This is a genomic window from Geodermatophilus sp. SYSU D00758, assembly GCF_054049955.1.
On sequence record NZ_JBJGYK010000003.1, the window covers coordinates 128,878 to 142,217 of the forward strand.

The following is a 13,340-nucleotide window of genomic DNA, read 5'->3' on the forward strand; positions in this document are numbered from 1 at the left end:
GCGGACGTCGGGGTGGGGGCGGATCACGGGTCAGCGGGGCCGGGCGAGCTCGGGGACGTCGGCCGGTCGCAGCGGCGTGGGCACGGGCAGGTGCGGGCCGGGCGCACGGGCCTCGCGGCCGGCGGTGGCGGGCGGTCGGGCGGGCGTCCGCGGGCCGGTGCGGTCGGGTCGCTGGGCGAGCAGGAGGCTGCCGAGGGCGAGCGCGACGCCGGCCAGCTGCACGGGGGTCAGCGACTGGCCCAGCAGCACCCAGCCGACCGTGGCGGCCACCACCGGGGAGAGCAGCCCCAGGAAGCTGATCCGCTCGGCCGCCAGCAGGCCGACGCCGCGGAGCCACAGCGCGTACGCCAGGGCGGTGTTGACCGCGGCGAGGTAGGCGAACCCGCCCGCCTCGCCGGCGGTGATCCCGTGCGGCAGCCCCTCGGCCACCAGGAGAAGGGGGAGCAGCAGGAGCCCGCCGGCCAGCAGCTGCCAGCCGGTGAAGGCCAGCAGCGGGGCCGGTCGGCCCCAGCGCTGGGTCAGCACGATCCCGGCCGCCATGCAGGCCGTGCCGGCCAGGCCGGCCAGCACCCCGACCGGGTCGAGTCGTGCGGTGCCGTTCAGCACGATGAGCGCGACGCCGACCATCCCGCTCGCACCGAGCAGCAGGGTGCGCCTCCGCGGTCGCCGGCCGAGCAGCGGCAGGGCCAGGACCGCGACGACCAGCGGTTGCGCCGCACCCAGCACGGCGGCGACCCCGCCGGGGAGCCGGTAGGCGGCGACGAACAGCAGGGCGAAGAAGGCCCCGATGTTCAGGACCCCGAGCACCGGCGCCTTCCACCACCACTGCCCGCGGGGGAGTCGGCCGCCGAGGGTCACCAGCAGCAGCCCCGCCGGGAGCGCCCGCACCGTGGCCGCCAGGAGCGGGCGCTCGGCCGGCAGCCACTCGGTGGTGACCGCGTACGTGGTGCCCCACGTCGCCGGCGCCAGTGCCGTCAGTGCGGTGAGCGCCCACGCGCGCGGTCCAGGTCGACCGCCCCGTCGGGCGCGGAGGGCGCCGGGACGCGTGCCGGCGTCCGTGCCCGTCGAAGGCGTTCCCATCGCTGCACCCCAGTCGCCTCGTCCCCAAGTATCTCGATGCCAAGATACTTGGGACCGTGTATCTGTCAAGCGTGGGACGTGCGAGGATGTGCCGACGGACGGCAGGAGGGCGGAGCGTGAGCGAAGGGTGGAGCGTGAGCGACGGGGACGGCGTCGACGAGATCGTCGAGCAGTGGCGGCGGGAGCGCCCGGAGCTCGACACCGCCGCGATGGCGATCTTCGGGCGGATCTACCGGGCGGCGAAGCTGGCAGGTGACTCGCAGGAGCGCACCTACGCGCAGTTCGGCATCACCCGGGCCGACTTCGACGTGCTGGCCACGCTGCGCCGGGCGGCCCCGCCGGAGGGTCTGTCGCCGGGCCGGCTGACCGGAGCGCTCATGCTCACCACCGGTGGCATGACCAGCCGGCTGGACCGGCTCGAGCGCGCCGGCCTCGTCGCACGGCAGCCCGACCCCGGCGACCGCCGTGCCCTGCTCGTGACGCTGACCCCGGCCGGGCGCGAGCTCATCGACCGGGCCGTCGTCGCCGGGCTCGACGTCCAGCAGCGGCTGCTGGGTGATCTCCCCCCCGAGAAGCAGCGGCAGGTCGACGACCTGCTCCGGGAGCTGCTGGCCTCCGTCGAGCGGCACGGCTGAACGGCCGGCGGAGCCGGTGCCGACGCGTCCCGGTCCCTCACGCGGGGTGATCGCGGTGTGGGTCGGGGCGCTCCCGGGTCGGGGTGGCCGCCTCGTGCGCGACGACGTGGCAGGCCATCACGGTGCGGACGTCGTGACCTGACCGGTCCGCCGGCCGCCGGCCGGACGAGGAGGACGGTCGGGAACAGCGACGGCATCGAAGTCGACGGCATCGAAGTCGACGGCATCGAAGTCGACGGCATCGGAGTCGACGGCATCGGAGTCGACGGCATCGAAGTCGACGGTCGCGCCGTCGGCCGCCGTCCCCCGGCACGTGAGGAGGGCCTCGGTCGCCCAGTCGCCGTCCCCGGCCGTCCTGCTGAGGAGGGTGGCGCGGCACGTCCCGCAGACCCCGGCACGGCAGGAGTGGGGGAGGTCCAGACCCGCCCGCAGGCCCGCGTCGAGGATCGACTCGCCGGTGGCGACGGGCACCGTGTGCTCGGCACCGCGGTGCCGGATGCGTACGGTGGCCTCTCCGGCGTCCGAGCCGCTCGGCGGCGTCGGCCGAGTGGTGGAGAAGACCTCGGTGCGCACCTGCCGGGGCGAGAGGCCCAGATCACCGACCAGGGCCCGCTGGACCTCGCATGCCATCCCCTCCGGCCCGCAGACGTAGGCCTCGTCGACGCCGGCCAGGTCGCCGCGGTCGGCGAGCGTGCGCAGCACGTGCCGGTCGATGCGTCCGGGCAGCACCGGCGGGGACGCGGCCTCCTGGCTGCGCAGGTGCACCACGCGCAGCCGGCCCGGGTGCCGCTCCTGCAGCGCGGCGAGCCGGGCGGCGAAGAGGGTGCCGGCCGCGGTCCGGTTGCCGTAGACGAGGGTGCAGCGGCTGCCCGGCTCGGCGGCGAGCACGCTGCTCATGATGGAGATCACCGGGGTGATGCCGCTGCCGGCGGCGACGCCGAGCACGTGGCGCGCGCTGCGACCGCGGACCTCGGTGGCGAAGGTCCCGGCCGGCGGGGCGACGTCCAGGGTGTCGCCTGCGCGCAGTGCCGTGTTCACCCAGGTCGACATGCGCCCGCCGGGGAGCTGCCGGACGGCGATGCGCAGCTCGCCGTCGGCGACGCCGCTGCAGACCGAGTACGGCCGGGTCACCACGGTGCCGCCGATCCGCGCCCGGAGGAGCACGTGCTGACCGGGGCGGAATCGGAATCCCGGCGCGAGGGCCGGCGGCACGGCGAAGCGAACCGAGACGGCGTCCGGGGTCTCCCGGCGCACCTCGGCGACCCGCAGCGGGTGGTAGGTGGGCGCGGCCGCCGCCGGGAGGGCAGGGACCGGCGCGGCAGGGCGGCCGGCGCGTGCCCACCGCGCGCAGCGCGCGATGCGGACGAGGGTGAGCAGCAGCACCACGGTCACTGTGGCGGCGACGACGGCGCGCACGACGGCGTTGCCGGCATCGGTCCCGGCGGTGACCAGGTGCATGGTCGCCGACCAGAACAGCAGGTAGCTGGTCAGGTGGACCCGCTTCCACCATCGCCGGGACAGCCGGGCGGCGAGCAGCGAGGTGCCCAGGACGGCGACCAGCAGGTAGCCGGCGACCACGCCGAGCGCCACCGGTACCGGCCGCCAGCTGCTGGTCAGGGGCACGAGCAGGTCCGGGAGGCTCATCTGCACGTAGTCGTCGAGCAGCAGCCCGGTCAGGTGCAGGGCGGTGAACAGCACCGCCAGCATGCCGAGGAACCGGTGGACCGCGGCCGTCCAGGCCCAGGGGATCCAGCGGCCCAGCAGGCCGCTGCGCAGAAGCAGGCCCCACACGACCGTGGTGGAGAGCAGCGCCCAGGCGACCAGGCCGCCGGCCCGGGCGAGGTACCACCAGAACTGGGGATCGGTCATCGCAGCACTGCCGTGGGGACGTGGGCGGACAGGCGCTCCCCGCTGCTGGTGACGGCCACCGCCGCGGCGTCCCCGAGCAGGTCGAACCCGGCCCTGCCGCCGACGGTGAGGGCCTTGACCAGCACCTCGGCCTCCCACGCCCGGGCGGTGAAGACCGTGGCGGCGACGACCTCGCCGTCGGCCGGCGCGCCGGTGGACGGGTCGACGAGGTGGTGCACCTCGGTGTCGCCGGCCTGCCACCGTCGCTCGAGCCGGCTGCTGGTGGCCACCCCGCCCTCGGGCACGGCGGCTCGGAGCAGTTCCTCGCTCGGGCGAGCCGGGTCGGGCACGGTGACGATCCAGCCGGCCCCGGTCGGCGGCTCGCCGACGGCACGGAGGTCGCCACCGACGTTGACCAGGCAGCCGGCAGCGCCGGCGTCGAGGACCTCCGCGGCGACGAGGTCGGCGGCCAGGCCCTTGCCGATGCCGCCGGGGTCGACGGCCACGCCCGGTGGCAGCCGCACGGTCGAGGCGGCGGGGTCGACGTCGATGCCGGCGCAGCCAGGAGCCGGGCCGGTGGCGACCACCGCTCCGGCGCCTCCGGCCTGCACCAGGCCCAGGTCGCGGTCGTAGCCGAGCCCGACCAGCGCGGCGTGCACGGTGGGGTCGAACAGTCCGCCGGTGCGCCGCCATCCCTCGACCGAGCAGCTCACCAGGGTCACCGTCTCGGGGGAGACGAGGACCGGCCGGCCGGCCGCGGCGTTCAGCGCGCTGAGCTCGCTGTCGGCGCGGAACCGGCTCCACCGGGCTTCGAGGTCGGCCAGCCGCTCCCACGCCCGGTGCAGCAGCGGCGCCGGGTCGTCGGCCACGACGACGACGTGGGCGGTGGAGCCCATGACGGCGATGACGAGGTCAGCTGGCATGGCTGCTGGTGGTCGGCGGGGCGGTCGTCGGCTGCGGCTGCGGCTGCGGCCGCGGGGAAGCCTGCTGCGGGTCCACCGGGGTGGCCGTCCCGGGCGAGGTGGGCGCCGTGCCGGTGTCCGGTGCCGCGGCGGCCATGCCCCCCATCAGGGCGAGGGTCGCGGCGGCGCTGGCGCCGAGGGCCAGCACGCGCGCCCCGACGGCGGTCCGGGCCCGGTCAGTCATCGCGCTCCACCTCGCCGCCCTCGTCCTCGCCGCTCTCGTCCTCGTCGGCGTCGTCCTCGTACGCATGGCCGGGGTCGGCCGGGGGCGGGGCGACGTCCGTCGACGGCGGCGGGCCGGGTGGGGCGGGGCCGTCGCCGGCCGGGTCGGTGTCAGGGGTCGTGACGGCGGGCAGCGTGCCGGCCCCGTCGGGCCGGTCGCCGTCGAACAGGCCGGCGTTGGCGGCCAGCGCGGAGCCGCCGCCCAGCAGGGCCAGGGCGGTCGCCGCCGCCGCGATCGTGGTCCGTCGGTACACCGTCGCCTCCTCGCAGGAGCTGCTGCCGGGCCTGGTGGTCCGGCGCGTCCGCCACGCTAGGGACGGCCGGGGAAGGCGGAGGCCGGGCGCAGGTTAGGAGCAGGTAAGGGATGTCGATGGCGGGCGTCCCGGACACCGGCAGCCGGGACCAGGGCGTCGTGCGGACGCCGGCGAGGGCCGCGACTTCCCGACGACGTGCTCGCCGACCCGGCGGCCCGACCGGTATCCCGCCGGCCAGGGACGTCGGGCCCTCGATCCCGCTGCGCTGCCCGGCGAAGCTCGACCTCACCGCACGAGGGAGATCGCGATGACCCACCAGGGACGTACTCGCACGGGTATCCCCGCTGCCGCCGGCACGCTGGCCGCCGCGGGTCTGGCCGCCCTGGCCGGGCGCTTCGCGCGGGCGAGGGCGGCTGCCGACCGTGACTGGGCGGTGCGTGTCGAATCCCGCCTCACCGGGATCGGCGAGGTGGCGGAGGTCTCGATCCTGCCGCTGGTGGAACGCCTCACCACCGGGGACGCCGGGCACTCACCGCTGCGGGGGGAGGCGGGCCTCTCCTACCTGGTCAGGGCGGGCGCGACCACGATCCTGTTCGACACCGGACTCAACCTGCGAGGGGACCAGCGGTCGCCCCTCGTGGAGAACGCCGACGTCCTGGGCGTCGACCTGGAGGCACTCGACGGCGTGGTCATCTCGCACCTGCACCCCGACCACGTCGGCGGGCTGCGGATGGCCCGTCGCCGCACCTTCGGCCTGGCGCCGGCGCCGCTCGAGCCGCGTGGCCTACCCGCCTACGTGCCCACCGACATGACGCACGAGCGGGCCGACGTCGTGCCCGTCAGCGGTCCCCGGGTGATCGCCCCCGGGGTGGCGGTCCTCCCGCCGCTACCGGCCGTGGTCTTCCTCGGTCCCGTGGCCGAGCAGGCGCTGGTCGTCAACGTGCGCGACTTCGGGTTGGTCGTGCTGACCGGGTGCGGGCACCCGCCGATGGAGCGGATCCTCGGGGTCACGGAGCAGGTGCTCGACGTCCCCATCCGCGCCGTCGTGGGCGGGCTGCACCTGCCCGTCCACCCGTGCAGTACGCCGTTGCTCCCTCAGGCCGTGCTGGGCAACCCGCACTGGCCTTGGCAGCCGATCGGCGAGCGTGACGCAGCAGAGGTGATCGAGCAGATCCGGGCACGTGGCCCGCGCGTCGTCGCCCTGTCCGGGCACGACAGCACGCCCTGGACCTTCGACGCGTTCCGGCATGCGTTCGGGGAGGGGTACCGCACCATGCGTGTGGGTTCGGAGCTGCACGTCTCCGCCGCATGACCTGCTCCGGTCGGGTCGCCGCGGTGACGTCCCGCCGGCCGGTCCCCGTCGGACCGCGTCCGAGCTACGGACGGCCGGAAGAGGTCCAGCGGAGTCCGGGAGCGGGCACGGCGATCTCGTGGCCGGGCGTGGTCGCCGTCGGCAGCCGGACCAGGGCCCGCAGGCCCCGGCCGGACGGCGCGGGCCGCAGCTCGACGGTGCCGCCGCCGGCCTCGGCCAGCCGGCGGGCGATCGCCAGGCCGAGCCCGAAACCCGTGCCCGTCGCACCGGGAGCTTGCCAGAAGCGGTCGAAGGCCCGCTCCTGCTGCTCCGGGAGGAGCCCCGGCCCCTCGTCGGTGACGGCCACGTCGACGGAGCCGGGAGACGGCGCAGCGACGGTGACCTGCACCGTCCCGGCCGGCGGGGAGGCCGCGATGGCGTTGGAGATCAGGTTGTCCAGGATCTGCTCGAGCGCACCGGGCACGGCCAGCACCGCGGCGTCCGCGCCGGGGTCGGCGCCGAGCCGGACGCCGCGTTGCTCGGCCACCGACCGCCACACCTCCAGCCGCCCGGCGACGACCTCGGCGACGTCCACGGGTACCGGGGCGGCGGCACCTGCGTCGGCCCGGGTCAGGACGAGCAGGGATTCCACCAGCCGCGCCAGCCGGTCGGTCTCGTCGACCGCGGCCTGCAGCCTGGGTTCCTGGCCCGGAGGGAGGTGCCGGGCGAGGTTCTCCAGCCGCAGCCGCAGCGCCGTGAGCGGGGTGCGCAGCTGGTGGGCTGCGTCGGCGACGAACCGCCGCTGCGAGGCGAGCAGCCGCTCCAGACGATCGGCCGTGCGGTTGAAGGTCCCGGCCAGCGAGCGCAGCTCCGGCGGGCCGGCGGGCACCGGCACCCGGGTGTCCAGCCGGCCGTCGGCCAGGTCCCGGGCGGCGTCCTCCAGCCGGCGGACCGGCCGGGTGACCTGCCGGGCCAGCACCGCCCCCACGACCGTCACCACGAGCAGCACGACCACCGACAGCAGACCCAACCACGTCCAGGCCGCCCGGATGCGCTGGTCGAGCTCGGCGATCGGGTAGGTGACCCGGACCGCGCCGTGGACCTGCCCGCCCGAGGTCACCGGCACCGCGACGTAGACCAGGTCGCCGCCGACGGTCTCCGAGGTGCGGGTGCCGGTGGCGCGCTCACCGGACAGCGCGGTGGTGAACTCGGGGCGGTTGGTGAAGTCCTCACCCGCGGCGCCGATGTGCGCGGAGTCGGCCTGGCTGGTCCCGGTTCGGTCGACGACGACGATCCGACCGCCGCCGGCGGCGTACCCGGTGAGCAGGGTGTCGATCCTCGGCCGGGTGCGGGCCTCGAGGTCGTCCTCGACGGCCGCCGCCACCGAGGTGGCGTCCCGTTCCAGGGCGGCGAACAGCGCGTCGAGCTCGTGGTCGGCGACGACCAGCCCGAGCGGCAGGACCAGCACGGCCAGGACCACCGCGGTGATCGTGAGGTAGGAGGCCAGCACGCGGCGGGTCATGGCGGGACGTCGAGGCGGTACCCGACGCCGCGCAGGGTGGCGATCCAGCGGGGGTCGCCGAGCTTCTTGCGCAGCGACGCCACGTGCACGTCGAGGGTCTTGGTCGACCCCCACCAGTTCTCGTCCCAGACCCGGGCGATGATGTCCTCCCGGCGGCGGACCGTGCCCGGCTCCTCGGCCAGCAGGGCCAGCAGGTCGAACTCCTTCGTGGTGAGCTCCACCGGACAGCCGGCCAGCCGGACCTGCCGGCCGCGCCGGTCGATGCTCAACGCCCCGAGCTCCTGCCGCCCGTCGGCCGCCTGCGTCCGGGCTCCGCGCCGCAGCACGGCGCGGATCCGGGCCACCAGCTCGCGGAAGCCGAACGGCTTGACCACGTAGTCGTCGGCGCCGAGCTCCAGCAGCAGCACCCGGTCGAACTCGTCCCCGCGGGCGGTGACCACGACGACCGGCGTCGCCGACCGCGCGGTCAGGGTCCGGCACACCTCCCGCCCGTCGACGTCGGGCAGGCCGAGGTCGAGCAGCACCAGGTCCGCCCCGGGATCGGCGAGGGCCGCCTGCCCGGTCGGGACCCAGCGCACCGCGAAGCCCTCGTACTCCAGGCCCTCGACGAGCGGCTCGGCGATCGTCGGGTCGTCCTCCACCAGCAGCAGCTGCGGACCCGGTGGCCGCGGGACGCCGTGCGGCGCAGACGTGTTCCGGGAGGGGGTCCGGTCCTCGGGCCGCTGGTCGGCCACGGGCGGGTTCACGATGCGTACCGGACCGCGGTTCCGGCCACGCCGGGCGTCCGGTCCTGCGGGTGGCCTCCCGACCGACGTGCGCGCACACCGACCTCCCTGCCACCACGTGCAGACCACGGTGCCCGTCGACGACGTCGGCGGTGCAGGGCCGAAGGTCGGCCGCTCCCGGGTCTCTCGCCGAGGCCCGGGCGCATCACGCGGGCAGGGCCGCTGCGGGCAGCCGCATCAGCCGATCCAGCAACGGCGGCAGGACGGCGTCGAGGTCCTCGTTGAGCAGCAGGTGTGCGTCGGAGTCGACGACGAGCAGCTCCTTGCCGGGCGCGACGATGCGCTCGTGGACCTGCCGGGTGTAGGTCAGCGGGAAGAGCGGGTCGCCGCGGCCGGCGATGACGGTGACCGGGCAGCGGATGCTGCCGTCGGCCATGCCGGAGAGGTCGGCGGCGAAGAGGCTGGCCATGAACGCCAGGGGGTAGGCGCGCAGCCCGAGGGGGTCGGTGTAGAAGTACTCGGCGTTCGCCGGGTCGCGCGCCACCCGCGCCATGTCGAGATAGGCGTCGAAGGGCACGGGCACGCGCGGCAGCAGCCGACCGCCGACCCGGAACGCCGTCACGACGGCCGGGTACACCCGCGCCAGCCATCCGGGGAACCGGGTGATCTCGACCGTCGACGGCAGCGTCGGATCGAGGACGTTGTGCGCCAGCACGGCGTCGAGCCGTTCCCCGGCGGCGGCCAACGCCATCGCCACCACGCCGCCCTGGCTGGAGCCGATGACGGCGACCGGCCGGGAGGGGAACTCGGCACGGGTCCAGGTGACGGCGTCGCGGGCGTTGGTGACGAGGGTGGAGAAGACGAGGAGCCGGCGCACGCGCGCGCTCTTGCCGTGGCCCTGGGCGTGGACGCCGACCGCGGTGATCCCGGCCCGGCCGAGCGCGTCGAGGAACTCCTCGTAGAACAGGGGATGCGTCATCGTCCCGGGCAGGAACACGACCACGGGCCGGTCGGGCTGCCCCTTCCACACCGACAGGACGATCGGCGCCTCTGCCGAGTGGATGAGCACCTCGCGGTAGTCGTCGGGCCGTTGCACGGCGTTCAGCAGCCTGTCCGTGGCCGTGCGCATCGGCGGTCGTCTCCTCCTGGGTCGGTGCGGTGCGGGGGCTACTCGGCGGCGAGTGCGAAGTAGCTCTCCTCCTCCTGCAGGTAGTGCAACTGCAGCAGGGCGTGCAGGCCGTACAGGCAGGCCAGCAGGTCCTGCCGCCGCTCCGGGTCCAGCGCCGCGCCGGCGTCGACGGCGTCGAGGTGGGCCTGCAGCCGGCGGCTGAGCCGGCCGATCTCGGCGTGCGCACGGCTCATCGGCGCCACCGCCTCGCCGCTGCCCAGCGCGCGGGCCAGGGCGGGGTAGAGCTCGGTCTCCTCGGCGTCCTCGTGCGGCACGAGGCGCTCCACCAGCGCGGTCCGGGCCCGGTGCAGCGCCTCCACTGCCTGCGGGGTCGGTCCGGCGACGAGCGCGTCCGCGGCCGAGCGGACCAGCGGCAGGACCTGGCGGAGGTCGTCGTGCTCCGCGTCGAAGCGGCGCAGCAGCGTCTGCGTCGCGGGCGGCACCGGCCGCCCGCCCACCTGGCCGCCACGCAGGGCGCGCAGGGCGTTGAGGATCACCGCGACGTCGATGCCCTCCTGCAGCAGCGCCCCGAACGTGGGCGGCAGCAGGCCGACCGCGGCCAGGCCCATCGCGACCAGCGACAGTCCCATCCCGGCGACCGCGCTCTGCACGGCGATCCGCCGGGCGTACCGGGCGATCTCCATCGCGTCGGCGATCCGGTCCAGCCGGTCGGTGGTCAGCACCACGTCGGCGGCCTCCGAGGACGCCGTCGACCCCCGGGCCCCCATCGCGACCCCGACCGTGGCCGCGGCCAGCGCCGGGGCGTCGTTGAGGCCGTCGCCGACCATCACGGTCACCGCGCGCTCCTGCTCGGCGCGGACCGCGGCGACCTTGCTCGCCGGCGTCTGCTGGGCGCACACCTCGTCCAGGCCGAGCACCGCGCCGACCTCCCGCGCCGGCTCGGTCCGGTCGCCGGTGAGCATCACCAGCCGGTCGATCCCGGCCGAGCGCAGCCGCCGCAGCGTCCGTCCGGCGTCGGCCCGCACCGGGTCCTTCAGCAGGACGGCCCCGACGGGGACGTCGTCGACCTCGACCCACGCCAGCGCGCAGCCGTCCAGCCCGGCCCGGCTGACCGCCGTGCGCGCCCAGCTGCCGTCGGGTGCCGGGTCGCGCTTGCCGACCCGGACGTGCCTGCCCTCGACGGTGGCCTCGGCGCCGCGGCCGGGCTCCTCCCGCACGTCCCGCGGCAGGGACAGGGGCAGGCCGCGGGCCCGCGCCTCGGCCACCACGGCCTCGGCGAGCACGTGCGGGGAGAGCTGGTCGGCCGATGCCGCCAGCCGCAGTGCCTCCGGCGCCGACCACCCCGGCGCGGTCAGCACCTCGGTCACCGCCGGCCGGCCGGCGGTCAGCGTGCCGGTCTTGTCCAGCACCATCGTCCGGGCGTGGCCGAGGTTCTCCAGCGCGCCGCCGCTGCGGACCACGACGCCGAGCCGCGACGACCGCGACAACCCGGAGACGATCGCCACCGGGGCGGCCATCAGCAGCGGGCAGGGGGTCGCCACCACCAGCACCGCCACCGCCCGGGTCGGCGATCCGCTCACCACCCAGGCCAGCCCGGCGACGGCCAGCGACAGCGGGAGGAACCAGGCGGCGAACCGGTCGGCCAGCCGGACCACCGGGGCGTTCTCCGCGCCGGCCTGCCGGACCAGGGCGACGACGTCGGCGTAGGCGCTGTGCGCCGCCGTCGCGGTGCACCGGGCCTCGAACGCGCCGCCGGCGTTGAGCGTGCCGCTGCGGACCGCATCGCCGGTGGCCCGCTCGACCAGCTCGGGCTCCCCGGTCAGCGCCGACTCGTCCAGCACCGCCGGACCGCCCTCGACGACCCCGTCGACGGGCAGCACCTCACCCGGGCCGACCAGCACGAGATCCCCGACGGTGACCTCGTCCACCGGGACCTCGGAGACGACGTCGCCGACCCGGCGGCGCGCCGTCCGCGGGGCTCTGTCCAGCAGCGCCCGCAGGTCCCGCGTCGCCCGCCGCTGCGCGGCCGCGTCCAGGGCCCGCCCCGTGGCCAGCATCACCGCGATCAGCGCCCCGGCCAGGTACTCGCCGACCGCGAGGGTGCCCACCAGCGCGAGCAGCGCGATCAGGTCGACGCCGACCCTCCTCCGCAGGAGCGCGACCACCACCCAGCCGGTCGCGGGTACCACCGCGAGGAGGGTCGCCGCGGCCCACAGCACGTCGTCCCACCGGCCGGCGCCGACCAGCCAGGCCACGCCGCCGGCAGCCAGCAGCCCCAGCGTCACCACCAGCAGCCCCAGCGTCACCACCAGCAGCGCCGGCTCGGCCCACCGCCGCAGCCGCGACACCGGCCCGGGGGCACCAGGACGACGTGGGGGTGACTCGATCACGGACACGCGGATCTCCTCCCGCTGCCGGCCGGCGCGCATCGACGACACCGACCCTCGCCGTCCGGCGCCGGGAGGACCATCGACGCCGGACCCGGACCGCGAGAGTCGAACGGCACTGCCCGCCGGCGACCGTGGCCGGTGCGCTGCTCGGGTGGCGACCCGGACCACGACGAGGGTGCGTGCTCGGGGCCTGCGTCCGCCGCGGTCGGCCGGCCGGGCAGCGGTCCACCGGCATCCGGGTGACCTGCTGCGCGTCGGGCTCGGCACGGCGCTGCTGGGGCTCACCGTCCTGGTCGCCCGCCGGGGGGAGCTGAGCGTCTTCGAGACCGACGTCTTCCGGCTGGCCAACGACCTGCCCCCGTTGATCTACCGGCCGGTCTGGGCGGTCATGCAGTTCGGCAACGGGATGGCCGCGGTGCTCCTCGCCGGAGCAGCCGTCCTGGCGCGGCGGTTCCGCATGGCCCGGGACGTGCTGCTCTCCGCCGGTGTCGCCGGCCTCGTCGCGAGTCTCTTCAAGGACGTCATCGGTCGCGAGCGGCCTGGTGGCCTGCCCGTCGGAGCCGTCCTGCACGAGGGCGTGCTCGGTGGCCACGGGTTCGTCTCCGGGCACTCGGCGGTGGCCGCCGCCCTGGCCACCGCGGCTGCGCCCTACCTGTCCCGCCGGCTGCGGCGCGTGGTGTGGGCGCTGGCGGTCGTGGTCGCGCTGGCACGTCTCTACGTGGGCGCGCACCTGCCGCTGGACGTCGTCGGTGGACTGCTCCTGGGCTGGGTCTGCGGCTCGCTGGTGCACTACGCGTGCGGCGTGCCCCGGTGGCAGCCCACCACGGCGCACGTGGCCGATCTGCTCGAGCGGTTCGGCCTGCCCGTCCGTGACCTGCAGCACGCGGACGTCCCCGCCCGCAGCTCGCACCCCTTCTCCGCCACCCGGCCCCGGTGGCCGCCCGCTCTTCGTCAAGGTGCTCGACCCCGACCCCCCTCGACCGCGACTGGCTGTACCGGACAGCCCGATACCTCGTCGTCGGGGACGTGAAGGACGCCGACGCCCTGGCCACGCTGGGGCGGCAGGCCGCCGACGAGGCCGTGGCCATGATGAGCGCCCGGGAACGGGGCGTGCGCGCACCGGTCATGGTGCTGGCCCGGGGCACCGACGGCCGCGCCCTGGTCGTGCAGGACCGCACCGACGCCCGGCCCGTCGAGGACCTCCCGCCGGGGGAGATCACCGCCGAGCTGCTGGGCCGCGTCTGGTCCCAGGTCGCCCTGCTCCGCGCGGCGCACGTCGCCC

At 76.2% G+C, this 13,340-nt stretch carries 12 protein-coding genes; 3 read left to right on the forward strand and 9 right to left on the reverse strand.

Going from position 1 to position 13,340, the window contains the following annotated elements:
• Nucleotides 1-30 precede the first annotated feature (30 nt).
• Nucleotides 31-1,080, reverse strand: coding sequence for an EamA family transporter (locus tag ACI8AC_RS03630; RefSeq protein WP_456895280.1), 1,050 nt, complete (start codon nucleotides 1,078-1,080; stop codon nucleotides 31-33).
• 116 nt (nucleotides 1,081-1,196) lie between these two features.
• Between ACI8AC_RS03630 and ACI8AC_RS03635 the strand changes: the two genes are divergently transcribed.
• Nucleotides 1,197-1,715 carry a MarR family winged helix-turn-helix transcriptional regulator gene (locus ACI8AC_RS03635; protein WP_456895282.1) on the forward strand — a complete coding sequence of 173 codons (519 nt, stop codon included), beginning with the start codon at nucleotides 1,197-1,199 and terminating at the stop codon, nucleotides 1,713-1,715.
• A gap of 117 nt (nucleotides 1,716-1,832) precedes the next feature.
• Here ACI8AC_RS03635 and ACI8AC_RS03640 read toward each other — a convergent pair whose 3' ends face one another.
• The 4 genes from ACI8AC_RS03640 to ACI8AC_RS03655 are packed head-to-tail and all read right to left on the reverse strand — an operon-like array spanning nucleotide 1,833 to nucleotide 5,001.
• Nucleotides 1,833-3,584: an FAD-binding oxidoreductase gene (locus ACI8AC_RS03640; protein WP_456895284.1), complete on the reverse strand. Its 1,752-nt coding sequence runs from the start codon at nucleotides 3,582-3,584 to the stop codon at nucleotides 1,833-1,835.
• Nucleotides 3,581-4,486 carry an FAD:protein FMN transferase gene (locus ACI8AC_RS03645; protein WP_456895286.1) on the reverse strand — a complete coding sequence of 302 codons (906 nt, stop codon included), beginning with the start codon at nucleotides 4,484-4,486 and terminating at the stop codon, nucleotides 3,581-3,583. Before ACI8AC_RS03645 ends, ACI8AC_RS03640 begins: the two co-directional genes overlap by 4 nt.
• Nucleotides 4,476-4,709 (reverse strand): hypothetical protein, encoded by a 234-nt coding sequence (locus ACI8AC_RS03650; RefSeq protein ID WP_456895288.1) that lies wholly within the window; start codon nucleotides 4,707-4,709, stop codon nucleotides 4,476-4,478. The genes ACI8AC_RS03645 and ACI8AC_RS03650 overlap by 11 nt, the downstream gene beginning before the upstream one ends.
• Nucleotides 4,702-5,001, reverse strand: a complete 300-nt coding sequence (locus ACI8AC_RS03655; protein ID WP_456895289.1) for a hypothetical protein — start codon at nucleotides 4,999-5,001, stop codon at nucleotides 4,702-4,704. The genes ACI8AC_RS03650 and ACI8AC_RS03655 overlap by 8 nt, the downstream gene beginning before the upstream one ends.
• A 307-nt stretch (nucleotides 5,002-5,308) precedes the next feature.
• On the opposite strand from ACI8AC_RS03655, the gene ACI8AC_RS03660 reads away from it, so the two are divergent.
• A complete protein-coding gene (locus ACI8AC_RS03660; protein WP_456895291.1) occupies nucleotides 5,309-6,313 on the forward strand; it encodes an MBL fold metallo-hydrolase in 1,005 nt (334 codons plus the stop codon).
• 64 nt (nucleotides 6,314-6,377) lie between these two features.
• On the opposite strand, the gene ACI8AC_RS03665 is transcribed toward ACI8AC_RS03660, so the two are convergent.
• From ACI8AC_RS03665 to ACI8AC_RS03680, 4 genes are all read right to left on the reverse strand, one after another.
• On the reverse strand, nucleotides 6,378-7,814 hold the full coding sequence (locus ACI8AC_RS03665) for an ATP-binding protein (protein WP_456895294.1): 1,437 nt from the start codon (nucleotides 7,812-7,814) through the stop codon (nucleotides 6,378-6,380).
• Nucleotides 7,811-8,560: a response regulator transcription factor gene (locus ACI8AC_RS03670; RefSeq protein WP_456895295.1), complete on the reverse strand. Its 750-nt coding sequence runs from the start codon at nucleotides 8,558-8,560 to the stop codon at nucleotides 7,811-7,813. Before ACI8AC_RS03670 ends, ACI8AC_RS03665 begins: the two co-directional genes overlap by 4 nt.
• A 184-nt stretch (nucleotides 8,561-8,744) precedes the next feature.
• Entirely contained in the window at nucleotides 8,745-9,668 is a 924-nt protein-coding gene (locus ACI8AC_RS03675; protein ID WP_456895297.1) for an alpha/beta fold hydrolase, read from the reverse strand.
• Between the two features lie 38 nt (nucleotides 9,669-9,706).
• Nucleotides 9,707-12,064: a heavy metal translocating P-type ATPase gene (locus ACI8AC_RS03680; protein ID WP_456895299.1), complete on the reverse strand. Its 2,358-nt coding sequence runs from the start codon at nucleotides 12,062-12,064 to the stop codon at nucleotides 9,707-9,709.
• 169 nt (nucleotides 12,065-12,233) lie between these two features.
• On the opposite strand from ACI8AC_RS03680, the gene ACI8AC_RS03685 reads away from it, so the two are divergent.
• Entirely contained in the window at nucleotides 12,234-13,088 is an 855-nt protein-coding gene (locus tag ACI8AC_RS03685) for a phosphatase PAP2 family protein (RefSeq protein ID WP_456895301.1), read from the forward strand.
• Nucleotides 13,089-13,340: the final 252 nt, after the last annotated feature.